This is a genomic window from Paraburkholderia bengalensis (genome assembly GCF_037126505.1).
Classification (GTDB): Bacteria; Pseudomonadota; Gammaproteobacteria; order Burkholderiales; family Burkholderiaceae; genus Paraburkholderia; species Paraburkholderia bengalensis.
The window spans coordinates 153,065-176,756 of the sequence record NZ_JACFYJ010000006.1; the positions used below are offsets into that span (position 1 = coordinate 153,065).

The 23,692-nt window shown below is 62.4% G+C and carries 29 protein-coding genes; 27 read left to right on the plus strand and 2 right to left on the minus strand.

All coding sequences use genetic code 11. The features are described 5' to 3' along the window. The first annotated feature begins 120 nt into the window (after positions 1–120). From H3V53_RS06290 to H3V53_RS06395, 22 genes are all read left to right on the plus strand, one after another. A complete protein-coding gene (locus H3V53_RS06290; protein WP_336597211.1) occupies positions 121–1,125 on the plus strand; it encodes a YdaU family protein in 1,005 nt (334 codons plus the stop codon). Next, positions 1,122–1,610, plus strand: a complete 489-nt coding sequence (locus H3V53_RS06295; RefSeq protein WP_336597212.1) for a hypothetical protein — start codon at positions 1,122–1,124, stop codon at positions 1,608–1,610. The genes H3V53_RS06290 and H3V53_RS06295 overlap by 4 nt, the downstream gene beginning before the upstream one ends. Beyond that, on the plus strand, positions 1,607–1,837 hold the full coding sequence (locus H3V53_RS06300; protein ID WP_336597213.1) for a hypothetical protein: 231 nt from the start codon (positions 1,607–1,609) through the stop codon (positions 1,835–1,837). The genes H3V53_RS06295 and H3V53_RS06300 overlap by 4 nt, the downstream gene beginning before the upstream one ends. Beyond that, positions 1,834–2,322, plus strand: a complete 489-nt coding sequence (locus H3V53_RS06305; RefSeq protein WP_336597214.1) for a RusA family crossover junction endodeoxyribonuclease — start codon at positions 1,834–1,836, stop codon at positions 2,320–2,322. The genes H3V53_RS06300 and H3V53_RS06305 overlap by 4 nt, the downstream gene beginning before the upstream one ends. After that, a complete protein-coding gene (locus tag H3V53_RS06310) occupies positions 2,322–2,585 on the plus strand; it encodes a hypothetical protein (RefSeq protein WP_336597215.1) in 264 nt (87 codons plus the stop codon). Before H3V53_RS06305 ends, H3V53_RS06310 begins: the two co-directional genes overlap by 1 nt. A gap of 9 nt (positions 2,586–2,594) precedes the next feature. Then, positions 2,595–3,041: a DUF2829 domain-containing protein gene (locus H3V53_RS06315; protein WP_336597216.1), complete on the plus strand. Its 447-nt coding sequence runs from the start codon at positions 2,595–2,597 to the stop codon at positions 3,039–3,041. Positions 3,042–3,134: 93 nt separating this feature from the next. Next, entirely contained in the window at positions 3,135–3,332 is a 198-nt protein-coding gene (locus H3V53_RS06320; RefSeq protein WP_336597217.1) for a hypothetical protein, read from the plus strand. Next, complete coding sequence (locus H3V53_RS06325; RefSeq protein ID WP_336597218.1) at positions 3,313–3,561, plus strand: hypothetical protein; 249 nt, start codon at positions 3,313–3,315, stop codon at positions 3,559–3,561. The genes H3V53_RS06320 and H3V53_RS06325 overlap by 20 nt, the downstream gene beginning before the upstream one ends. A gap of 56 nt (positions 3,562–3,617) precedes the next feature. Beyond that, positions 3,618–4,040 carry a hypothetical protein gene (locus H3V53_RS06330; RefSeq protein WP_336597219.1) on the plus strand — a complete coding sequence of 141 codons (423 nt, stop codon included), beginning with the start codon at positions 3,618–3,620 and terminating at the stop codon, positions 4,038–4,040. Positions 4,041–4,042: 2 nt separating this feature from the next. After that, on the plus strand, positions 4,043–4,564 hold the full coding sequence (locus H3V53_RS06335) for a packaged DNA stabilization gp4 family protein (RefSeq protein WP_336597220.1): 522 nt from the start codon (positions 4,043–4,045) through the stop codon (positions 4,562–4,564). Between the two features lies 1 nt (position 4,565). Next, positions 4,566–4,778, plus strand: a complete 213-nt coding sequence (locus H3V53_RS06340; protein ID WP_336597221.1) for a hypothetical protein — start codon at positions 4,566–4,568, stop codon at positions 4,776–4,778. 8 nt (positions 4,779–4,786) lie between these two features. Further along, positions 4,787–5,017: a hypothetical protein gene (locus H3V53_RS06345; RefSeq protein ID WP_336597222.1), complete on the plus strand. Its 231-nt coding sequence runs from the start codon at positions 4,787–4,789 to the stop codon at positions 5,015–5,017. Then, the gene (locus tag H3V53_RS06350) at positions 5,014–5,382 is read left to right on the plus strand and encodes a hypothetical protein (protein WP_336597223.1); all 369 of its coding nucleotides are present in this window, start codon (positions 5,014–5,016) and stop codon (positions 5,380–5,382) included. Before H3V53_RS06345 ends, H3V53_RS06350 begins: the two co-directional genes overlap by 4 nt. A gap of 2 nt (positions 5,383–5,384) precedes the next feature. Further along, positions 5,385–5,552 carry a hypothetical protein gene (locus H3V53_RS06355; protein WP_336597224.1) on the plus strand — a complete coding sequence of 56 codons (168 nt, stop codon included), beginning with the start codon at positions 5,385–5,387 and terminating at the stop codon, positions 5,550–5,552. Positions 5,553–5,555: 3 nt separating this feature from the next. After that, complete coding sequence (locus tag H3V53_RS06360; RefSeq protein ID WP_336597225.1) at positions 5,556–7,265, plus strand: packaged DNA stabilization protein; 1,710 nt, start codon at positions 5,556–5,558, stop codon at positions 7,263–7,265. A 2-nt stretch (positions 7,266–7,267) separates the two neighbouring features. Further along, on the plus strand, positions 7,268–7,681 hold the full coding sequence (locus H3V53_RS06365; protein ID WP_336597226.1) for a hypothetical protein: 414 nt from the start codon (positions 7,268–7,270) through the stop codon (positions 7,679–7,681). A gap of 57 nt (positions 7,682–7,738) precedes the next feature. Continuing rightward, positions 7,739–8,311 carry a hypothetical protein gene (locus H3V53_RS06370; protein ID WP_336597227.1) on the plus strand — a complete coding sequence of 191 codons (573 nt, stop codon included), beginning with the start codon at positions 7,739–7,741 and terminating at the stop codon, positions 8,309–8,311. Further along, the gene (locus tag H3V53_RS06375; RefSeq protein WP_336597228.1) at positions 8,311–9,663 is read left to right on the plus strand and encodes a hypothetical protein; all 1,353 of its coding nucleotides are present in this window, start codon (positions 8,311–8,313) and stop codon (positions 9,661–9,663) included. The genes H3V53_RS06370 and H3V53_RS06375 overlap by 1 nt, the downstream gene beginning before the upstream one ends. Continuing rightward, complete coding sequence (locus H3V53_RS06380) at positions 9,660–13,202, plus strand: hypothetical protein (protein WP_336597229.1); 3,543 nt, start codon at positions 9,660–9,662, stop codon at positions 13,200–13,202. Before H3V53_RS06375 ends, H3V53_RS06380 begins: the two co-directional genes overlap by 4 nt. Before the next feature lie 7 nt (positions 13,203–13,209). Beyond that, on the plus strand, positions 13,210–13,668 hold the full coding sequence (locus H3V53_RS06385) for a GNAT family N-acetyltransferase (protein ID WP_336597230.1): 459 nt from the start codon (positions 13,210–13,212) through the stop codon (positions 13,666–13,668). After that, positions 13,659–15,965 carry a portal protein gene (locus tag H3V53_RS06390; RefSeq protein ID WP_336597231.1) on the plus strand — a complete coding sequence of 769 codons (2,307 nt, stop codon included), beginning with the start codon at positions 13,659–13,661 and terminating at the stop codon, positions 15,963–15,965. Before H3V53_RS06385 ends, H3V53_RS06390 begins: the two co-directional genes overlap by 10 nt. A 63-nt stretch (positions 15,966–16,028) precedes the next feature. Then, entirely contained in the window at positions 16,029–17,243 is a 1,215-nt protein-coding gene (locus H3V53_RS06395; protein ID WP_336597232.1) for a PBSX family phage terminase large subunit, read from the plus strand. On the opposite strand, the gene H3V53_RS06400 is transcribed toward H3V53_RS06395, so the two are convergent. Together H3V53_RS06400 and H3V53_RS06405 are read right to left on the minus strand one after the other, a co-directional pair. Then, entirely contained in the window at positions 17,143–17,820 is a 678-nt protein-coding gene (locus tag H3V53_RS06400; RefSeq protein WP_336597233.1) for an aspartyl/asparaginyl beta-hydroxylase domain-containing protein, read from the minus strand. The genes H3V53_RS06395 and H3V53_RS06400 overlap by 101 nt on opposite strands. Positions 17,821–17,822: 2 nt before the next feature. Next, positions 17,823–18,095, minus strand: a complete 273-nt coding sequence (locus tag H3V53_RS06405) for a hypothetical protein (RefSeq protein ID WP_336597234.1) — start codon at positions 18,093–18,095, stop codon at positions 17,823–17,825. Positions 18,096–18,211: 116 nt separating this feature from the next. On the opposite strand from H3V53_RS06405, the gene H3V53_RS06410 reads away from it, so the two are divergent. From H3V53_RS06410 to H3V53_RS06430, 5 genes are all read left to right on the plus strand, one after another. Further along, entirely contained in the window at positions 18,212–19,096 is an 885-nt protein-coding gene (locus tag H3V53_RS06410) for a hypothetical protein (RefSeq protein WP_336597235.1), read from the plus strand. Between the two features lie 204 nt (positions 19,097–19,300). Further along, positions 19,301–20,617: a P22 phage major capsid protein family protein gene (locus H3V53_RS06415; RefSeq protein ID WP_336597236.1), complete on the plus strand. Its 1,317-nt coding sequence runs from the start codon at positions 19,301–19,303 to the stop codon at positions 20,615–20,617. A gap of 54 nt (positions 20,618–20,671) precedes the next feature. Further along, positions 20,672–21,742, plus strand: a complete 1,071-nt coding sequence (locus tag H3V53_RS06420; protein WP_336597237.1) for a hypothetical protein — start codon at positions 20,672–20,674, stop codon at positions 21,740–21,742. A gap of 11 nt (positions 21,743–21,753) precedes the next feature. Further along, positions 21,754–21,960, plus strand: coding sequence for a hypothetical protein (locus H3V53_RS06425; protein ID WP_336597238.1), 207 nt, complete (start codon positions 21,754–21,756; stop codon positions 21,958–21,960). Beyond that, positions 21,957–23,669 (plus strand): glycosyl hydrolase family 28-related protein, encoded by a 1,713-nt coding sequence (locus H3V53_RS06430; RefSeq protein ID WP_336597239.1) that lies wholly within the window; start codon positions 21,957–21,959, stop codon positions 23,667–23,669. Before H3V53_RS06425 ends, H3V53_RS06430 begins: the two co-directional genes overlap by 4 nt. The last annotated feature ends 23 nt before the right edge of the window (positions 23,670–23,692 follow it).

The following is a 23,692-nucleotide window of genomic DNA, read 5'->3' on the forward strand; positions in this document are numbered from 1 at the left end:
CGAACGTGTCCATTGGCAGCGCCTGATCCGTCAGTCGGAGCAGCGGCGTGCACAGGCTCGTCGCGTTCTTGCTCTCATGCACCTGAAACGCGATCTGAAACGGTCTGCAACGGGGGCGCGATGAACTATTACGAGCACCACATCCGCGATTACGACGCGGCCACATCACACCTTTCGTGGGACGAAGACCTCGCTTACACGCGCCTGCTTCGCTGGTACTACCGCAAGGAGCAAGCGATTCCGGCCGATGTGAAGGAAGCGTGCCGGCAGGTCCGCGCGACGACGAAGGTGCAGCGCGACGCTGTTGCGTCCGTCCTGAATGAGTTCTTCGAACTGCGCGAAGACGGCTGGCACCAAAACACATGCGATCGCGTGATCGCGGAGTTTCAATCCGGAGAGCCCGAGCGCGAGCTAAAGAAAGTCAACGAGGACAACCGTCTCAAACGTCACCGCGAAGAACGCGCGCGACTGTTCAAGATCATCACCGACGCCGGGCTGCATGCCCCGTGGAATATAGGGATGAGCGAACTTCGGACGTTGGCGAACGAGGCGTCAGGGGCCAAACCTGAAACGGCCGAACCGCCGTTACCTGAAACGGCACCTGCAACGCCTGCAACGGCTACCCAGACACCATCCACCAGTACCCAATACCCAGTAGTTAACACCATAGGTTCTAACGACGGCAGCGGTACATCCTCGCGCGCGCACGAAATCGACGGCGTGCTGACCGCCGCCGGAATTTCCACGAGCTTGATCGGATGGGAACGGGAACGCGGCAAGGCTGCGCGGAACATGACGCCCAGTCAGCAGCAGGTCATTGACCTCGCGGCAATGCGCGTCAGCCCCGCCGAACTGCGTGCAGCGTATGAGCTGGCTGTGGCCGATCGCGATGCAACGGGCGACGTCTCAGCGATCAATGCGGGATTCGTCCGCTCAATGGTCGACAAGGTTCGACGTCCCAAACCCGCACCGCGCGAGGACAACGCTTGGAAGCGCACGCCCGCCGGCATTGAGCGAAAAGCGTCGGAACTCGGCGTGCTCTGTCCGCCGGGTCGTGATCACGGCTGGCTGCTCGAAAAATGCGAAAGCGTGCTGCGTCAGCGCGCGCAGGGAGTCGCCGCATGAGCGAAGTCAACGGACAACCTTGGGGCTACTGCTCAGCATTCGGCTGCCCGCTGCTCGGCACACGCGGCAGTGAAGGGCGCTGGTACTGCTTCTGCCACGTCGACAAGCCGTCGAACTTCAACGACGCCATCACGCGTGAGCTGCGCGAAAGCCAGATGCACATCGTCGATTCGACGCTCGACCTGCGCCGGCACGGCTGCTCGTTCTACGGCGAGGACACTGCCTACCGCACGATCCAGCAGCGTCTCATCGGCGGCGGCCGGCGCGATCTGCTCATGTCCGCCGACGAAAAGCAGACGGGCGGCGCCCGGGCGTGGCTCGCGAGACTCGAGCGAGCGCTCATCGAATCCGTCGCGGACATTGGCGTCCAGAAGCGTATTCCGACCACCGTGCAGACGGCTGACGTCGATCACGCAGCGCCTGCATCCGACTTCTTTCCGCCCGTCGCGCGCGGGATTTTCGACAACGATGGAGCACAAGCGTGAGCCTAGACCGCACTAGCCGTATCACCGATGCAGAGCGCCGCGAGCGCTACGCACGTTCGATAGCGCTCTACGAGACGTCGACGAATCTTTTCAACGTCGCGACCGTCTTCGGTTTTCTCGGCGTCATGTTCTTCTGGCTGCTGCCGATCGCCGTTGTCCTGCTCATCGCTGGCATGTTCGTCTCGCGCCACGCGGACAAGGTAAGCCCATACGGGGGGAAAGCATGATCACCGTGACGCTTCCGTACCCGATCTCGGCGAATCGCTACTGGCGCACGCGGGTGATCAAACCCAAGGCTGGCCCGGCCATCGTCAGCACGTACGTGAGCGCCGAAGCCAAGGCGTACAAGGAGCAAGTGGGCTGGATCCTGCGTGCCGCTGGCGTGCGCGAGCCCATCGCGGGCCGCATCGCCGTCGCCTACACGCTCTATCCGAATCGGCCGCAGGACTATCGCACGCGCATGCGCAAGCTCGGCGACGCGTGGCACGACACGGTGCAGTGCATCGACCTCGACAACGCGCAGAAGGTGCTGCTCGACGCGCTCAAGGGCGTGGCGTTCGAGGATGACGCGTGGGTGCGGCGCATCACGGCAGAGCGCGCGGAACCGGATGGCGAGGCGCGGCTGGTCGTGACCATCGAAGCGATTGCGGCGCCCGTTGCTCAGGCCGGGCTCGATCTCGCGATGCCCATCGCTGATCCGCTGGAGGTGTGATGAAAGACCAACGCCCTCGACTCAAACCGATCCAGTTCGCCGGCATGCTCCCACGCGACCCGCGGTTCCGCGCGTTCATCAGCCAATGGATGGTCCCGCCGCGTGAGCCCACCGTCGACGAGGCCGCGCACTTCATCCGCGTCGCCTGCCAGATCGAGAGCCGTCGCGAACTTGCGACCAATCGCGAAGCAGCGCACCGCCTTCAACGATTCATCTGCCGTCCGTTCGCGGAGTGGCAGGAACAGCAGCACCAACCGGCATAGGAGCCAAGCATGACCAAGGATTACATCGGCACGAAGATCATCACCGCATGGCGTGAAGACCGCGACGGCAAGGAAGGCTATGCCGTGAAGTACGCGGATGGCTACACGAGCTGGTCGCCTAAGGAAACGTTCGAAGAAGCCTATCGGGCGATCGAAGGCGCGAATCAAGCACTGAGCTTCGGCGATGCATTGGTCATGCTAAAGGCCGGAAAGAAGGTCGCGCGCTCGGGTTGGAACGGCAAGGGCATGTGGCTGGCGCTGAGCTGCAACGGAACGCGCGAAGTGCCGGCGGCAAGCTTCTGGGCACCGCCGAATCGCGAATATGCGGAGGCGAACGGAGGCGCGGCAACAGTGCTGCCGTCGATCACGATGAAGACCGCGACCGGCGAAATCCTCATGGGCTGGCTCGCATCGCAAACGGACATGCTGGCCGAAGACTGGACAGTCGTCGAATAACCGCAGCTGCACCGCGCCACGCCGACGCGCACTCGGCCGCTCTGGTCATCTGCGGACGATGACCGACACCACATGGGGGAAGAAATGCCAATCATGCAGCAGTGCAACAGCGGCGAATGGCTCAAGGAAGCGAAGCGCCGCGTCGATCGGATCCAGACGTGTCTGGCCGTCGACCGTCGCGAGTCGGCGCTTGCCGAGGCCCGGGAACTGATCGCCGCCGCGCAGATCCTGTACAGCGAGATTGCCGTCGAACAGGCGCAAGGGGAGCGAAATGGCAGCCCGTCTTCGTAAAACCCATCAGGACGACGTACGGCTGAAAATCAAGACGAGTCAGCTGATCAATCGGCTTCAAGATCATGCACTTGGAAAACTGAAAGATTTGTCGCCGACGCAGCTGCGTGCGATAGAGGTTTTGCTCAAGAAAGCGATCCCGGATTTGTCGTCGGTCGATATGGCGGTGGGCGGCAAACCAGACGCGGCCGCCGTGAAAATCGAGATTGTCAAGTCAGAACCGCGTTGAACTCTCGCGCTTTGCGTATAAAATGCGCGGTATTCCTAACGAATCGAGGTTGAACCATGTCGATCGCCATTTTCAAGCCGTTCATCCTCGCCGCTCAGGAAGGCGAGCGCGTGTGGGAAAAGCTGGTGCAGAAGGTTGTCGAGAAGCATGAGGTCGATGCACACGTGGCTGACGGCTGGCATACGGACGCGGCGACAGCGCTCGAAGCGGCCAATGCGGCGGAAGTCGAGCAGGAAAACGCCGCGCTTCAGGCGCAGATCGACGCGACGAAGGCGAAGCTGGACGGCCGCAAGGCGAAGAAGCAGGCCGCTGACGGTGCCGACGCGCTGCGCACGGACGGCCCGACGGTGGCAGAGTACGTGGCTGCCGGGTATCAGGCTGTCAACTACCCGCCGCAGGGCTACGCATCGCGCAGCACAGCCGAGGAAATCGCGGCCGCGGTCAAGGCGCAGGCCGAAGCTGCGCCGCCGGCAGCGTAGTCATGCGCGCTCCGAAATCGTTCTTCGTCGAGAACGGCCTCGCAGAGCTTGGGCTCTCCGGGGCCGTTTTCGATTTCCCGCCCGAAGAGATGGAGCGGATCTGCAACCGGCTTGATGCCAACCTGGCCGAACTGGAGACGAAGGGCGCGCGCATCCGTGGCTGGGTCTACGCAGACACGCCCGATGCCGCGAACGCGGCGACGATGGTCAACATTCCGACCGGCCTCGTCAATCTCGTGATCCTGTCCGCTGCCATCGTCGCGGCGCCGAGCATCGGCAAGAACCTGTCGTCAGTCACGGTCGCGCAGCTCAAGCTCGCGCGCGACAACCTGCTGTTCTTCGGCAAGCGCATCCCACAGTACCAGCGCAACACGAACATGCCTGTCGGTTCCGGCAATCAGGTCTGGGCGGATGGCGTCCAGTTCTACGTCAACCGGCCGCCGCGCCTCGATGCTGGCCCTGACGCGCATCTGGATCCGGACATGGAGATCTGGAACGGCGACAACAACATCGACGGGTTCTGACATGACGACGATCAACGATCTGTGCTTCAACGATACGCCGCAGCTGTCTGACGCGGTGCCGCTCTACAAGACGAGCTCGGGCGTCACGCAGCGCACGTCGCTCAATCTGCTGTTGCAGGCGTTGGCGCAACTGCCGACGGTTCAGCCGGTCGCTGGCTCCGGTGAACTGTGGATCGATACCTCAGCCGGCAACGTCATCAAGGTCGCCCTCTAGGAGCCGCCATGCCTGCCACAAAGAAGAATCCGCATTGGTCCGAGTTGCCGCCCGGGCCGCCCGCGTTTCTCGATCCGTTCGGCATTCGCCGCGATGTGTCGGTCACGCTCTCGCAACTCGCCGCGACGAATAACGTCGTGCAGGCCAAGGCCGTGCGCGACTGGTTCATCGCCGTGGCGAATCAGGCTGACCTGATCGCAGGCGGTACCGGGTCGGGTGTCTCCGGAGGTGCTCCATGAACGTCACAGCAATCAGCTCGCTCAAGCGCTTCCACCTGGTCACGGGTGCGTCGACGAACGTCAACTCGCTCACGCAGGTGCCGACCGGCTTCGACGGCATGACCGGCTGGGCGACGGTGACCGCGTATCTCAAACTGTTCGACAAGGCGTCCGCACCCGTTCTCGGCACCGATGTTCCGGCCATGACGATCATGCTGCCGGCTAACCAGACGACGCGCGTGGACTTCGGCGTGGAGACCTGTGCGTTCAAGAACGGTCTGGCGATGGCGATCACGCTGAACCCTGCCGACAACGATACGACGGTGCTTGCTGCAGCCAACACGTCGGGCGTTGACCTGTTCTACTCGCCGCAGTCGGGAGCGTAACCATGTCGAAAAAGCATCCCGGCTTCGCCGCTGAGCAGTCGAAGATCGCGCGCAAGGAAGGCATCCCGATGAAGAACGCGGGCGCCATCCTCGCGAGCGCCGCGCGCAAGGCGTCGCCTGCCGCGAAAAAGGCCAATCCCGCGCTCAAGAAAGTCTCGAAGAAGAAGTGATCGATGGCACGCGTCCCGCTCGCCGATGTCCAGCCCTTTCCTGTCCCGCTGATGACGGGCGGCACCGTCACGACCGATGACGGCAATGTGCAGGCGGAATTCGCCGTCAACCTGAAGCTGCGCCAGATCCCGACGAACCAGAAGGCCGGCACGCCCACCGATCACGGTGGCCTGTCGCAGTGGGCTGCATCTTCGGTGACAGGCGAGTCGACGCGCGGAGGTATCGTCTGGAACGGCGTCATGTACCGCGTGCAGGGCGCTTCCGTCTATGCCTATGCGACGGACGGCACGCGCACGAAGATCGGCACAGTGGAGAACGACGGCCTTCGCTGCCGGCTCGACTACAGCTTTGACTTCTTGATGATCGTCAGCGCGGGGAATCTGTACTACTACTCGCCCACCGGCTTCAGCGAGGCATCCGGACTTTCCATTGTGTCGGGCGGCAGCGGTTATGCCGTCAACGACACGATCACGCTCGGCCCGCTCGGCATATACGCAACGGTCAAGGTGATTGCGGTGGCGGGGAGCGCCGTCAACGGCGCGATCATTCAAACCAAGCCGCAGGTGCAGACGAAGTTCCTCCCGACCAATCCGGTACCGCAGGTGCTGTCGAGTGGAGGCGGCACGGGCGCGTCGTTCAACGTCACATGGACAAGCCTCGGCAACTTCGTGAAGGTCGATCTGTCGCGTTCGACGAACATCACGCCTGTCGTCGACGCCGCCTTTATGGCGGGCTATGTGATGGTCACGGACGGCGTGAGCGTCTACAACAGCAGCCTGGTCAATCCGCTGTTCTTTCCCGGCTACTTCGGCAGCGCCGAATACGATCCGGACGGCATCAGCTATCTCTACAAGCTGAACAACCAGCTGTACGTCGGCGGCAAGAACACGACGCAGACGATGGCCAACACGGGCGGCAACAACTTCCCGTTCACCGCGCAGCAGTCGTATACGTTCGACATCGGCTGCGTCTCCCGGCAGACGATGTGCTATTTCAACCGCACGCTGGCGTGGATTGGAAACGGCCGGAACATGCCCGTCGGCGTCTGGCTGCTCAATGGCAACGCACCGAACAAGATCAGTTCTGCTGGCGTCGATCACGAGCTGGCGAAGCTCACGGCCGAACAGATCGCCGTGGTGACGCTTGAGGCGATCTCGTTCGAAGATTCCGAGCTGCTGTACGTTCACCTTCCGACAAAGACGCTGGTGTTCGACGCGACGGCGACGGTTAGCGAGGGCGTGAAGTTCTGGACGCAGCTGAACAGCGGGCCGAACGACACGGACTTCTACCGCGCGCGTGATCTGGTGATGTTCAACGGCATATGGACGTGTGGCGATCTAGCCGACAACCGCGTTGGCTTTCTGGATGCATCGACGGGCGGCCACTACGGTGAGCCCGTATTGCACCGCTCAACCAGTCCGATGGCGCTGCTGCCGCTCGTTTCTGCCGGCCTGCGCTCGATCGAACTGAAATGCGTCACGGGCCAGGCTGGCGACACGTCGCGCATCGGCATGCAGTACTCGTCGGATGGCATCCGCTGGTCACGGATCCGCTTCGCGTCTGCTGTGCCGCGCGGCGCGTACGATCGTCGCATCCGCTGGCTTCCCGCCGGTCTGGCGCGCGATCGCATGCAGATCCGCATCTCGCACGTGACGACGCAGCACGTGACGTGGTTCAGCGCGCTGATCGAACTCGAAGCACTGGCGACCTGACCATGGCAAACCTTACGCGTGTCCCGCAGCAACTCCTGACCGCCGCTCTGAACGGCGATACGGGTGTTGCTGATGCCATCGGGAACGTCGTGAACGGCAGCGCCATGAATGGCTTCGATCCCGTCGCATCGAGCGGCTCGGCGTCCGGCGTGTGGGCCTCGATCGGCACGCTGATCTACGTTGAAATCACGCTGTCGCTGCCGGCTTCGGGTAAGCCGACGGTGACCCTTCCATTCACTCACCAAGGATTAAGCGACCAGAGGGGAATCATTCCTGGCGCATCAGCCAACGGTGTCTTGATCTCGGGCGTGGTTGGCCCGGAATCGTCGGTTTTGACATTGAGCCGTTACGACGGCGCGGCATTGGATGCAGGAACTTACTTTCTCTCGGGTTGCTATGAATCTTCTGTGGGGTGAATCATGGTTGCAGCAGCGGTAGGAGCCGTCGCCGTAGCGGGCGTGGCTAGCTCTGCTATGGCAGCAAATCAGGCCGGCAAGGCGAACGCATCGCAGCAACAGGCCGCGCGAAGCCAGCTCGAGCTCGCACAACGCCAGTACGACACCATGCAGGACCAGATCCAACCGTATCTTGAGGCTGGCCAGACTGGCTTGACGGATTACGGCGACCTGCTCGGTGCGAACGGCGTAGACGCCCAGAACAATGCCATCAGCGGCATCAAGAACGGCGCGCAGTTCCAAGGCGATATGCAGACCGCGAACGAGAACATTCTCGCGAACGCCTCGGCGACAGGCGGTCTGCGCGGCTCGAACACGAGCAACATCCTCGCCAACACGTCGATCAACACACTGAACAACCTGATCACGCAGCGTCTCGCGGGTTATGGCCAGTTGATGAACAACGGCCTCAACTCGATCAGTGCGTCTCAGGCCGCGAGCAACGTGTATCAGAACAACTCGAATCAGGCGACGCAGAACTCAGCGAACGCAAGCTCGCAATACGACGCGGCGCTGTCCAATTCCTTCAAGTCTGGCCTTGGGTCGATTACGCAAGGCATTAACGCATTCGCTGGTGGAGGGCTCACCTGATGTATGACTTTTCAAACATCGGAAGCGGTATCGACACCGAAATGGGTCAGGACGCGCTTATCGGTCAGCAGCTCGGCTACAACCTTGCGACGGCCAAGGATCGTGTAGGCGCAACCAATGCTCAGAATCAGGCCGCTGCTTCGACCGCCAATCTGCAGATCGCGAACAACCAGCGTCAGCAGGCTTTTCAGATGGAATCGGCCGGGCTTGCTAGCAATCCGAATGCGACGTCAGCCGACTGGACAGCGCTCGCGCAGAAGTATCCGGAGTTCGCCGCGCAGGTGAATGCCAACACGAACCAGCAGCAGGTGAACTGGGTGAACATCCGTCAGCGCATGTCGTCGGACGCGGTGGCAACTGTCGCTGGCATGCAGGCTCGTCTGATGGACAACGACGTGCCGGGTGCGCTTGAGCTGCTTGAGGCGCGCGCCGTGCGTCAGGAGAACTCAGGCGACGCAGCTGGTGCTGCGCAGACGCGCTCATTCGAGAAGCTCATCACAAACAATCCCGAAGGCGCCAAGCAGCTTGCGTCGAGCATTCTGAACGCGGGCAGTGCGAATACGGCGGGGGAACTGTATGCGAATCAGGCGAACCAAGCTGGCGCGGCAGTCGCGCAGAACACAGTCCCTGCGAAAGTCGCAACAGCGAATGCTGGCGCTTCCCTGGCTGGAACACAGGCAGCGTACGCTCCGGCGCAGGCAGCGGCGGGAGTCAATGCGACGAATGCTGGAACTGCTCTGACGCAGGCTCAGACGGGACTCGTCAACCAGCAGATCACGGCGCCGCCCGCTGCGATCGCGGCGGCGCAGCCCGAGTACACGGCAGGCCAGACGAACCAGCAGCTTTCCGACCAGTCTGGCGAGCTTGCGAACGCGTTCAACACGATCGAGAACGGCGGCACGAGCGGCGTTCTCGGCGCGACGTGGGATCAGGCCGCGCGGCGCTGGACGGGCGACACATCACGCCTGCAGCAGCTTCGTCAGGAAGCGGCGAGCGTCGTCACGCAGGCAGAGACGGCGAGCATGGTCAACGGCAACTTCACCGACGCAGCGACTGCGCGCGCCGTCCAGAACGTGCCGCAGGTGACCGACAGCCCGAAAGCATGGGCGACCTATCTGCAGGCGCGTCAGAAGTTCCTCGCTGCCAAGGCCGCATGGTCGAACGCGCGAGGTGATTGGGCCCGCAGCAACAACGGTTCGTTCGGCCCAGCGTATCGCGACATGACCATCCAGACGCCTGACGGTGCTGCATTCGTCAAGGCAGGCGACAGCTTCACACAGTTCGCCAAAAAGGCCGCGCCGAGCTACTACACGGCGCCCGGTGGTGCTGACTCTTTCGACCCGACAAAATGAGCGATTCCGTCTTTCCTGTCAGCTACAAGGATCCGGTCTACGCGGCGGCCGATCAGAGCGCGTCGGAGGCGGCCGGCATCCCCGCGGGACTGTTGCAGAGCATCCGGCTTGCCGGCGAGAAGTCGAACGCCGATCAGGTGAGCAGCGCCGGCGCGGTCACGCCGTACCAGATCACGCCAGCGACGCGCGCGCTCATCATCAAAAAGTACAACATCGATCCGACGGCATCGCCGGAAGCTGCCGCGCTGGGCGCCGCGTATCTGCTCAAGGAAGGCATGCAGCGCACGGGCAGCGCCGCGGGCGCCGTCACGCAATACATCGGCGGCACCGATCCGGCGAACTGGGGTGGCCAGACGCGTGCGTACACGAACCGCGTGATGGCGCATTATGCGCGCAACGGCGGTATCGACACGCCTGATGCGCCGCCTTCGCAACCGCAGTCACAGGCGCTGCCGAGCGCCGCGTCTTATGGCCTCGATCCGACGGTCGTCGGTTCTGCGGCGCCGCCTCAGCAACCTGCCGCGTCCGTTTCGCCGCCGCAACCTGCTGTCGCGCCCGGTGCAGGCGTAAATGCGCAGATCGTCTCTGACTACAACTCGGGACGCCTCTCGCCGCAGGACATGGATGCGGTCGATGCGCGCGTGAAGGCAGGGCGCATCGCGATCGATCCGGCGCAGCTCGTGCGCGCGGATGCCGGATCGGACAATGCATCGAGCGGCGCCCCAGCGAGCTTCGAAGCAGCGAAAGGCGTGGTGCCGCAGGCCAAGACAATCGGCCCGCAGACGCTCGCAGCGATGCGCAACGGCACGCTCACACCCGATCAGCTGGCGATCGTCCAGAAAGGACTGGCAGATGGTTCGCTCGCTTTGCCGCCACAGGCACAGACACCGCAGCCGGATCAGGACAACAGCTGGTCGCCTCTTGGTGGCGTCTCCGCCCAGTCCATGCCCACCGCGCCTGTGACGCGCGCACCCGCAGCGCAGACAGGTTCCACGCTCTCTGATGTCGCCGAGCGCGGTATCGGCGGCGTCGCAAGCGGGCTGCTTGGCATCGCTTCGGCCGGCGGCCGTCTTGTCGGTGCGAACGACTTCGCTGATCAGGCTAATGCCGCGCGGCATCAGGTTGAAGAGCAGGTCGCGCGTGACACCAACAACAGCATTCCCGGCAAGGTCGCGGGCGCGATCGGGGAGGCCGCGCCCTATGTCGCCGCTGGTGGCGCATCGTTGCCGACGGCCGTCGCGGGCGGTGCGCTCGCTGGCGCGGTGCCGTCCATCGCTGACAACAAGTCGGGCTCGGAGATCGCGCGCGATGCTGCTGTCGGGGGCGTCGCCGGCGCTGTCGGTCTGGGCGTCGGCAAGGCACTCGGGCACGTCGCCAGTTCGCTGATGGAGAATCCGACCATCGCGAAGGGCATCGCCAAGGCGCAAGGATGGTTCGGCAAAGCGCCGTCGGAGGCGACGAAGGTGGCAGCGGCCGGCAATGCTGCGGATGCCAACGTTGCGGCCGACATCGCGCAGGCTTCTGGCAATACGCCCGGTGAGCTCGCGACGAGGCTGGAGACGGCGAATGCACCCGCGACGCCTGGCTACACGCCGACGGCGGCCGAACTCGCCAATGATGCGAATGTGACGACAGTCCAGAAAGCCAGCACGAACGCCAATCCGTCTGTCTTCGCCAACGCGAGCGCGGATAACGATGCGGCAATCGCGGCAGAACTGACACAGCGCGGCACGCCGAATAATCCCGGCATGCCCGCCAATCCGCAGGCGGTCGAGCAGGCCGCGGAAGCCGCCGCGCAGCGCAGTGACGCGCTCGCCGCGCAAGGTCAGGGCGAAGTACAACCGCTCGCACAGGACGTCGCACAGAAGCTCCAGACGCCGCAGTTCGATGCGCCTGTGAAACTCGCGCAGCGCATGGCGCGCGACGAAGGATCGACCGTGTTCGACGATCTCCAGCGGGCGCGGCAGGCGGCCGCCGCTGACACGCTCGAGCAGATCATCGGCACGCCGGAGCAACTGGAGGCACTGAAGACCGCGCGCGGCGCACAGGCGGCGGACGATTTCCTTGCGACGCATGTCGGGATTCCCATCGACACGCCGGAGATGGCCGCTCTGTTGCAAAAACCCGCGATCAGGAAAGCGATCTCGCAGGCCGAGACGACGGCGGCCAACCAGGGCCAAGGCAGCATCTTCACGACGGCGACGAACCGCTCCAATGCGAACGTGGGCGGTGCGAAGTCTGCGCCTCAGAAGTATGTGTCGGGCCGCGGTCTCGTCAACGCGAAGGCAGCGCTCGACGATCAGATCAGCGCGGCCGCGCGCGCCGGCGAGAACTCGCAGGTTCGCACGCTGCAGGGCGTGAAGAACGATCTGCTGAATGTCATGGACACGGCCATTCCAGACTATGCCAAGGCGCGCGCGAACTTCGCCGAGGCCTCGGGCCCGATCGATGCCATGCAGGCGGTCCAGAGCCGCCTGTACAGCGTCGTCGATCCGGTGACGAAGGAGGTCGATCCCGGCAAGCTCGTCTCTGCGATCAACAGCATCAAGGCCGAGCAGATGAAGCCCGGCATCCGTCCCGCCGACAAGGTGCCTGCCGACACACTGGACGCGCTGACTGAACTCGCACGCCACCTGCAGAACAAGAACGGCCTCACCGGTCTTCCCGGCCACGGGCAAGAATTCATCCGCCGCGCGCTCGCCTCGAGCGAGAAGCATGCCGCTGCGCAATCCGAATTTCAGAAGATCCTCGATGCGCAATCACCTGCGTATCGCGAGCTGCACGGTGCGCACGCGCAGCAGGTGGGCGCGATCGAATCGCAGCGGGCCAGCCAGACAGCGCTTGCGCAGGCGCAGGAAGCCATCCAGAACGCTGATTCGCCCGCAGGTCTACGCGCCATCGAGAAGCTGTTGCCCGACATGGAAGCAGCCGATCGCGCAAAGGCGATCGCACTGCGCCAGCAACGCGCGCGCGAGCTCGCGATGAGCGAAGTGTCCGAACGCAATCTGAACAGCCGCGGCGAGACGGAGTTCAACCGCAGCCAGTTCCGCTCGACGGCTGACAAGTACACGCCGTACATGTCGCCGCAAGATGCGAAGCAGTTCGCGAACGTCTCCGACGATCTGCTGCGGCAGACGGCCAGCTATGCGAAGACTGGCAAGATCGCGGGCAGCGACACGGCGCAGAACCAGAACGTCTACAAGCGCTTCGGCAGCAACCTTGGATCCGCGCTCAAGGACGCCGCCGTGCAGGGGCTGATTTCGGGCGGCGCTGGTGCGGCGTTCGGTCCTGTCGGTGCGATCGGCGGCATGGCGGCCGGCGCGCTTACGGGGGCACTGTCGCGCACGATCACGCAAAAGGTGTCATCGATCACGACGGAGAACGCCGCGAAGCTTCTTTCGAACGGTAAACTTCTGGCGGCAGCGCTGCGCAACTATGAGTCGCTCGCCGCGCGTCGTGAGTTCGTGAACCAGCTTGCGAGGAAAGTGGGGTATGCAGGGGCCGCGACAACTGCGAACCAGTTCAACCAGAGCCGTTAGGATTGCCATGAAAAAGCCCGTGTTTGCGGTCGAGCGGTTCCACGAAGTGTACGCAGAGCTGCTTCCGCTGCTGCACCAGCACTATGACGAGATCAGCATCCACAAGCAGAAGGGATACGACCTGAAGCCGCAGGTGGCGCTCTATCGCGCCATGCAGGACGCGGACCAGCTGGTGATGATGATTGGGCGGCTTGATGGCCAGATCGTCGCTTACTTTGTCGTTTTCGTGCGCCCGAGCATCCACTACATCGATTGCCTCGAAGGGATCGGCGACATCTTCTTCGTCGAGCAAACCCGGCGCGGCGCGATGTTCGGCAATGCGCTGTTCGAAGCGACCGAACAGGAGCTCCGGCGCCGCGGCGTGAAGTGTTTCATGGCAGGCGAGAAACTGGCTTTTCCGGCTGCACCGCTGTTTGAGCGGCGCAAATTCGAACCTATTGAACGGAAGTGGGCGCTATGGCTGTGACCAAAAAAGAACGCTTGGAGAAGGTCTGGGAGCGTGCCACGTCGCGCTTTGACCGCGCGTACGCGCCGCAGCAGCAGATCCGGCTTGCCGCGCTCGAAGACCGCCGCTTTGCCTTCGTCGACGGTGCCCAGTGGGAGGGCGGCCTCGGCGCGCAGTTCGAAAACCGGCCGCGCTTCGTCGTCAACAAGGTGCAGAAGGCGGTCCGCCGGATCGTCTCGGAATACCGCGCCAACGCGATGACGGTCAACTTCCGCTCCGGTGATGACGACACGCGCCAGGACGACATGAACGCGCTGCGCACTGTCTATCGATCCGACGAGCAGTACAGCAAGGCGCAGGATACGTTCGTCTCCGCCTTCGACGAGGCGGCCTCCGGCGGCATGGGTGCATGGCGTCTGACGAACGATTACGACGTGCGCGCGGAGACGGATTACGACGACGAAGCGCCGCAGCGCATTCTCTTCGAGCCGATCAGCGATGCTGACATCAGCGTGTTCTTCGATCCGGACAGCAAGAAGCTCGACAAGTCGGATGCGAAGTGGTGCGTGGTGCTCAACCCGATCAGCTGGGACACGTACACGACGGAATACCTCGACAGCGCCGAGCTGGAACTCGAGACGCGCCCGTCAAGCTTCAAGGAGGTGCGCAAGCTCAAGCAGTTCGACTGGTTCTCAAACGATGCTGTGTACATCGGCGAGTACTACGAGGTGGAGCAGAAGACGGAAGACTTCGCCGTGTGGCGCGAGCCGCACTCGGGCCTCGAACAGAAGGTCTATGCGGGCGTCGATGCCGAATCGCGCGAGACAGCGGCAGAGCAGGCAACGCACTGGCAATCGATCGGCTACGTGAAGGTCCGCACCGGCAAGCGCAACCGCAAGCGCGTGCGCAAGTACTTCCTCGACGGCTCTGGCGTGCTGAAAGACTGCGGATACATCGCAGGCACGGAAATCCCGATCGTGGTCGTGCTCGGTATCCGCCAGATCATCGACGGGATCGAACGCTTCCAGGGATCGGTGCGTCTCGCCAAGGATTCGCAGCGCCTCTACAACATGCAGATCAGCACGCTTGCCGACATCACTGCATTCACGCCCCGCGAAAAGCCGATCCTGACGCCCGAGCAGATTGCAGGCCACGAACTGACGTGGGCGAATGACCTGATCGCGAACAATCCGTATCTGCTCATCAACCCTGTCACGGGTGCAGACGGTTCGACCACGATGTCGGGCCCGGTTGGCTACATCAAGCAGCCGGACGTGCCGCCCGCGCTTGCCGGTCTCATTCAGATCACTGCTGCCGATATGATGGACGTGACGGGCGGCGATCTGGCCGCCGGCGAAGTGGTCGCGAACACGTCAGATGCGCTGGTGAGCCGCGTTCAGGCGCATCAGGACATGCAGGTGTACATATTCACCGACGGCATGAAGCGCGCGATGCAGCGCTGCGGCGAGATCTACCTGTCGATGGCATGCGACATCTACACGGAAGAGAACCGCAAGTTCAGCGCCGTCAACGATGATAAGACATTCGAGACAGCGACGATCAATGTCCCGTCGATCGGCAGCGATGGACAGCCGGTCATCAGCAAATGCTTCAAGCGCGGCATGGACGTGTTCATCGACGTCGGCCCGGCGTTCAATAGCCGCAAGGACGCGACCGTCAATGCGCTGTCGAAGGTCATTCCGATGACCACCGACCAGCAGACGCAGCAGCTGATGATCATGACGCTCGTGAAGAACCTCGACGGCGAAGGCATGGACGATCTTGCGAACTTCGCGCGCAAGCAGCTGGTGCAAGCGGGTGTCGTGAAGCCGACGCAGGAAGAAGAGGAAGAACTCGCGAAAGAACAGGCCGCAGCAGCGAATGCGCCGCCCGACGCCGCGACCGTCGCGCTGCTGGCGCAGGCCCGCGAGTCGGACGCCAACGCCTCGAAGTCGCAGGCCGCCGCAGTGCAGTCGCTGTCGACCGCCGAACTCAATCAGGCGAAAGCGGCGCAGGCCGTGTCGCAGACCAACGCCGCGCAACTGTCGACCATCATCAACATGCTGCAGGGCATGATGGGCAATGTGCAGGGGACCGCCGAGCAGATCAGCGCAGCGCAGCCGCAGCATCCGCTCGATGGCAAGGTGAACGCGGCGATCGCGAGCGGCAACGCGGCGCCGTCGCCTGGCATCAATCCGCTGCATGGCGTCCAGCAGGTGCAGCCCGATCCGACCGCGCAGCAGCTGACATCCGGAAATGGCGCTGCGCCGCCGCAAGCGCCCGTGCACGTCTCTAACCATCCCGCCGTTGGCCGATGAGCGTTTCACTTCCTGACTGGGCGGAATGCCTGCTGACGCAAGGGCCGCGCTACACCATCCTGCATGGGGGGGCGCGGCTCCGGTAAATCGATGGCCTGCGCGACGGCGCTGGTGATCCGCGCCGCGTCCGCGCCGCTGCGTATCCTCTGCTTCCGCGAAATCCAGGAATCGATCGATGAGTCGGTGAAGGCCATCATCGAGCAGCGCATCCGGGACTGCGGGCTCGAAGATTTCTTCGACATCGGCAAGAAGGAAATCAACGGCCGCAATGGCTCGAAGTTCATCTTCCGCGGCCTGAGCGACGAGACGGCCGACTCGATCAAATCCCTGTTCGATATCGACATCGCGTGGGGCGAAGAAGGGCAGGCGATCACGAAACAGTCGCTGGATCTCTTTCTGCCGACGATCCGGAAAGAGACGTCCGAAATCTGGTTCTCGATGAATCCGGAGCTCGACACCGATCCCGTCTACACGACGTTCATCCAGAAGCGGCCGTCAAACGCGCGCATCATCGAGGTCAACTGGGACCGCAACCCGTTCTGGAATGCAGCGATGGAAGCGGAGCGGCTGCGCTCGAAGGCAGACGATCCGGACGACTACGATCACATCTGGGAAGGTGTGCCGCGCTCGGCCGTAGCCGGCGCGATCTACCGGCGCGAGATGCATATCGTCGCCACAGAGAACCGTATCCGTCCGCTGCTGGCCGATCCTGTGCTGGGCACGCACGCCGTATTCGACCTCGGTATCGACGACAAGATGTCGATCACGATCTCCCAGGCGGACATCAGCGGCCTGCGGGTCGTCGGCTTCCATGAAGACAACAACTACGCCATTGAGCACTATTGCGACTGGCTCAAGGACAACGGCTGGAAGAATTCCGTGATTTGGCTGCCGCACGACGGTAACGCGCGCTCGGTACAGACGGGGCTGACGACGAAACAGACGGTGGAAAAGCTCGGTTGGCAGGTGGAGACGGTTCCCGACATCGGCGTCGAGCCGGGAATCAAGATGGTGCGCTCAGCGCTCAAGAACGCGTTCTTTTCAGATTCAGACGACGTGAACGAGCTGATCGAGCACTTGCGCCGCTATTCACGCGCGAAATCGGGTCACCCGAAGCACGATGAGCATTCGCACGCGGCTGACAGCTTTCGCTATACAGCCGTGGCGATGTCGCATTTCAAGAACGTTTCCGAGAGGAAGCGGCACGTCGCGGCTGCGGCGGCTCAGGTTCGGGTGATTCCAACGGTGACGCGGTGGAACCAAGGTGCAAATCGATAACCATCGAGATCCGGTCGACGCCTGACTCGTTGCGCACTTCGTGGAACAGTTCGTTCCTGAACCAGAAAAGGCGCCCCGTCAGCATCTGCAGCGCCTCATCCTCGCTGCCGTCTTCCTTCTCGCCGCAGTGGATCACCGCGCCCGGCGCGCCCTGAATGACCAGGTGAAAGCGCCGCCAGTAGCGCACGTGCTCCGGCGTGTCAGCGTGCCGGAAGATATGACCGCCTGGGCGAACGCGGTTGATCATCACGCGCCCGATGCGCGTCGCGCGCGTGAAGCGCGCCAGATCGAACACGAAATCGTGTGCTGCCGTCAGTTCATCCCAGCCTGGCCAGTAAACCGACTCGTGCTGGTCGTATCCCGGCAGCAGGTTCTGCTTGTAGAGCTCGATCTGCTCGTCGGTGAGGCCCGTTGCGATGTTCGGAAAGCGCAGCATGATCGTATGCGTGTCGCCGAACGGTCCCTGTGGGTACTTGCGCAGGAACGTGTCGGATTCCCACCGCTCGGGCTTCATCGCGATGGCCAGCGCCAGCGCATTGACGTCCATCCCGTCCTTGATGATCTTGAAATGGCGCATGGTCAGAATGAGATGTGGAAGGTTTTCAGCACGGCGAACAGGAAGCATATTGCCGCCGTCCACCAGAGAACGATGCGCAGCGCTTTCATGCCGTTTGTCCGAATGTCCGAGACCAGTCTCGCCGGTGCCGTGACAGCCTCGGCGGCCGCGTCGATCGCAGAATCACGCGTGAGGTAGATGATCCGGCCAACGGCGAGGGTCAGGAAGATGGCCATCGTGTAGCCCGGTGGCAACAGGAAAGCGCACAGGACGCAGAAAAACAGCAGTGGTATCACTCTTTGACCTCTCTCGGTTAGGACGACTAGCACATTCTAGACACTGTTTGTACTCCATTTTCGCAATTTGCACCGTATACTTTCGGCGTCAATCCACCACACAAAAGGGTGAGTAAATGGAAGAGCAGGCAGAAGTGATCGATCAGAACGCCAGCAATGGGCAGGAATCCGAAGAACAACGACAGGGGCCGGTGCTGTTCGACGACGATCTGCCCGCGCCGGCCGGTGGGGAAGGTGAGACCGAAGACGATTCCACTGCGAGCGGGGAGCACCAGACGCCGCCTGAAGGTGAGGAAAATCGGGAGCCTGCGCAACCCGCCGAAAGCCGTACGTTTCAGGAGATGCGCAAGAACTTCAACGGTGCGCTGAAAGACAAGCGGCGGCTCGAGCGCGAGCTGGAGGAACTGCGCTCCCAGTTGCCGAAGAAGGAACCAGAGCTCGGCCCCAAGCCGACGCTTGACCAGTTCGACTACGACGAAGCGAAGTTCGGCGAAGCCTACGACGCTTGGATGGAGCGCAAATCCGCGCTGGACCGCGCCGACCAGCAGCGTCTCAATGAGCAGCGTCGGCAGCAGGAAGAACTCGAAGCATTCAAGGAATCGTACGCCGCGCGCGCCAAGGCGCTCGGCGTGGACGATTTCAAGGAATCGGAAGCGGAAGTCGGCTCGATCCTGAACCAGACGCAGACGGGTCTGCTCATGCGCGGCGCCGACGATCCGGCGATGCTTGTCTATGCGCTGTCGAAGTCGCCGGAGCGCCTGATCGAACTGTCGCGCATCACCGATCCCGTCAAATTCACCGTTGCCGTTGCCAAAATGGAGATGAACTTGAACACGCGCAAACAGAACCGTCCGCCGCCCGAGCCGCGCATTTCGTCCGAACGCAGCACGTCGGCGAACACTGGCGGCAGCTCGGCACTCGATCGCCTGCGGGAGGAAGCTGCGCGCACGGGCGATTATTCGAAGGTTGTCGCGTACAAGCGGCAACACAACCTGCGCTGATTAATCAGGGATGCTTGATTAATATAACTTCCAGTAGTAATCTTCGGCCAAACGTTGAGCGGGTCGTATAAGAGCGAAATTCCTTATCCGATCCCGCCAACCGCGTATCTCAGCACTATCGGCGCACCATGCGTCAGTCCTGGCTGGATGCGAAATCTGCGGCGTCACGACGCCTCCCATTTTTCGTTTCTTAGGACATAGACCATGGCACAGCCTCCGGCCTCACCCTATCTGTCGACCGCAAACTCGTTCTCCAAAGAAGAGCGCATCGCGTTCGAACGCCTCCTCGAAGGTTTCCACGATCAACTGGTCATGTCGAAGGCGGTCACCGTCTTCCAGAACGACCAGACCATGATGGCTCGCGCCGGCGACATCATCCGCCGCCCGATGCCGTACATCGCCCGTTCGTACACGGGCCTTGACCAGTCGGCCAACTTCAACGCGAAGACGCAGATCACGGTGCCGGCCGCGATCGACACCGTGCGCAGCTCGCCGTGGGTGATGGATGCAACCGAACTGCGCGATGCTCTGCAGGAAAATCGCCTCGGTACGGCGGCCAAGCAGAAGATCGCTTCCGACATCAACGTCGACGTCGTGAATGCGGTTTCCACGCTCGGTTCGCTGGTCGTGAAACGCACGGTCGCCGCGACGGGCTTCGACGATCTGGCGCAGGCTGATGCGCTGATGAACGAGTCGGGCATCGACTACGACGGCCGCTATTCCATTTTCGGTTCGCGCGACTACAACGCGATGGCGGGCAATCTGGCCTCGCGTGCGTATCTGGTCGAAGGCCAGAAAGCGGCGGATGCGTTTGAAATGGCAACGGTTGGCCGTCAGGTGGCGGGCTTCGAGCGTGTCCTGAAAGCCGACTACATCTCGCGTCTGACGGCCGCCGCAGGCGTAACGGTGACGGTCAACGGCGCAAACCAGTACACGGTGCCGAAGAACCTCGCGACGTCGCCGAGCGGCCCGCTACAGTCGAACGTCGACAACCGCATTCAGGCGCTGGCGATCACGGTCACGTCCGGTACGGTCAAGGTTGGCGATGCGTTCACGATCGCGGGCGTCAACAACGTGCACCCGATCACGAAGATCGACACGGGCCAGCCGAAGACCTTCCGCGTCGTCGGCATCGTTTCGGGCGGCGGTGGTACGGGCACGATCCAGATCACGCCGGCGATCATCTCCGGGCAGGGCGCCACGGACGCCGAACTGTCGTACAAGAACTGCACGGCGACGCCGGCAGCGGGTGCGGCTATCACGTGGCTGAACACCGTCACGGCGGGCGTCAACTGCTTCTGGAAGAAGGAATCGGTGGAAATCCTGCCGGGTCGCCTCGCTGTTCCTTCTGATCAGGGTCTCGCCGTGATGCGCGGCACGACCGATCAGGGCATCGAGATCGTGATGACGAAGCAGGCGCACATCGAGACGTACAAGTCGCTGTATCGCGTCGATGCGTTCTACGGAGTGTCGGTTACCAACCCCGAGATGTGCGGGATCATGTTGTTCAACCAGACGTAAGCGCGGTTTGAAAAGGGGCGCCACAGGGCGCCCCGCTTACCTTTGGGAGATAGCATGGCCACCACAAGTGAAGCGCGTGCGCTTCCATTCTTTTCAGACCTTTACGGTCTGCCGCTTGAATCCGGGTACATCTGGATCGGCCAGCCTGGTCTGGACCCGCGCGCCTATCCGCAAACGATCTATTCGGACTCATCGAGCGAGACCGTACTCGAGCAACCGGTGCGTACCACGCACGGACGTGCCGTGTCTGGCGGCGCTCAGGTGCACATGTTCTGCCAGATCCCGTATTCGATCGTCGTTCAGGACGCGCAGGGCCGCACGGTCTATGCGGCGATGAACGAAATCGATCCGATCTTCACATCGCTCAGCACCAGTAGCGTCCAGAGTGCCAGTGATCTGGCAGATCTTCGCGCTCGCTCCGGCCCGTCGACAAATCTCGTATGGGTCGCCGCGTTCGGCATGTATCGCAACATTCCGAGCGATAACACGTCGCCGGAACAGATCCCGTTCGTGATCGTCGGAAATGACGGCGCGCGGTACTACCTCGATCTTCATTACGCCAACCTCAACTACGCGAAGGTCTCAGAGCCTGCATCGAATCCGAACAGCGCGGGCCTTTGGCTTAGCTACAACGATCAGGCGAACGGCGCGGGCCGCCTCACAAACAACCAGGGGACGGGGACGGGCGGCCTGGTCATCCGCAACGTCGATGTGACCAACTCCACCGAAACCGGACGCGTCACGATCGCGCAGGACGGAAGCATCTCGACGAGCGGAAACATCAGCACGCAGGACGCCAACATCACATCCGCGACGAGCCTTGTCACGCTCGGCGGCATTCTCGCGTTCGTGGCTGACGGATCCCGCTCACTTCAATGGGACGGCACGAAGTATTCGATGCCAGCTGCCGATCTGTACGTCAACGGCGGCCGCGTCTATCACGCGAACTGGTTCAATCCGCTCGTGCTGAACGGTGTTGGTAACACACGCATCTTTACCGTCTTCAGCGCGGCAGTTGGCACCACATTCACGGCGCCCGGCGGCGCTCCGGGCACGTGGCTATCGACCGGCATCTTCAACGACCACGACAACAACGGCGCGACGATCGGCGTCCGTATCGCGTAGGGAGAGCCCACATGCAAGTAAGAAACGTGCGCTGGGAGGATCAGGAAAAGACGCAGATCCTTTGCGAAATCCTGTTCGATGACGGTCCTCTGGCTGGCCAGTGGGCGCCGTATCGGGCAACGAAGAATGATCCGGTCAACTACGGCCAGATCCTGTTTGAAGACCTTGCAGCGGGCAAATACGGCACCGTTGCAGAACAAGGGGTGACGGGGCAATGACAACAATCAACGATCTGGTCGTCGCGAACTCGTTTTCGCCGGATGACAAGCTGCCGATGTGGAGCAATACGAATGGCGTGACGCGCGCGCTTCCCATCTCGGTTCTGACGGACGGTTTTCTGACGCAGGACGATATCAACCAGATTGCAGCGAGTTCGGCCGTTGAGACGTTCACAGCTGGCGTTGATTTCACGCCGGGTTCCACGCTCGCGCTGACGCTCGAAGGCAACTATGTGTCAGCGGACAATATCGATGTCCACTTCGATACCAATTTTCAGGGGCCGGAAAACTTCTCGCTCCTGGCGCAAACGCTCACGTTCACGTCGCCGATTCCGATGGGCGTAACCCGGGTGTACGTGAGTGGTGGGGCAGTCCGCTCGATCGGTGCGCCTTCGGATGGCACGGTCAAAACCTCGACGCTCGTCGACGGGTCTGTCACGGCCCCTAAGCTCGCGCCGGGCGCAGTAACGGCGCCAGCGCTCGCTGCTTCCGCTGTCGTCGATGCTTCCGTTGCGGCCGGTACGAAACTTTCCAACCGCATCACGAAGGTCTACGACGTACGGGACTTCGGCGCCGTCGGGAATGGCATCGCCGATGATGCAGCGGCCATCACGAATGCAGACGCAGCCATATCATCGGCCGGCGGCGGCATCCTGTATTTCCCTGCCGGCACATTCGCCGCGGGTTCGATGATCATCCGCAATTCGAATGTGATCTGGCAGGGCGCCGGCATCGGTGCGACCACGATCCAGGCGAAGGCCGGAGCCACGATGAACTGGCTCGTCTCGACGCTCAACGCAGATGCGCTATGGGGCACGGGCAGCGTGAGCGGTGCGTACGCGTTCGGCATGCGCGACATCACGCTGGACGGCAATAAGGCGAACGGCGCCATTTGCAGCGGTTTCGGCATCTATGGCGCGACGTTCTCTCTCGACAACATCGAAATCGCGAACTGCACGGGCATCGGTATCCGCACTGAGTTCGGCATTCCCGGTGCAATTCCCCACGGATTCGAGTCGCAATCGAATCTGAATAACTCACTGATTCACGACTGCGATGCTGTCGGTGTGGTGTGGGGCGGCCCGTCTGATCCGAGTCTGGTTAACACGAACATCTACCGCAACCAGCCGTACAACATGACGACCCAGGTGAATGGCACCGGCTGCAAGCTGGTGAACTCCCATATCTGGGGTTCGGCATTCGACAGCCGACTGGCATCGACCGGCCTACAGCTCAACACGCCCGGGAACATGCTGGCGAACTGCGTGGTGGAAGGCAGCACCGTTACCCAGATCCACCTGCGCTCGAACGGCAACATCGTTTATGGCGGCAACCTGTACTACTTCAGCGATGCCTCTGCGACCGTGTACGGCATCACGATCGGTGACAGCGCAGCTGGCATCTCGTCGGGCACGAATGTCATCAGCACGAAAATCGATAACACGAAGCTCGGCATGATCAATTTCAACAACAGCGCCGGCATGAACATTATCGACGTGACAGGGTTCTGCTCGGCGCTAAACGGCTTCGGTTACACCGGATTGCCCAATGCAAGCGACAAGGTGCGCGTCTCGCTCTACGGAACCGGGACGCTCACGAACAACGCGCTCAATAAAGACCCGAATCTCGGTGGTGGGGGCGGGACCATCAGCGTCGGCGCGCCGGATAGCGGCGGCACAGGGTTCAGGGTGCTTCGAGTGCCCAACTAGAAAACGACCATGCAACGGGGAAA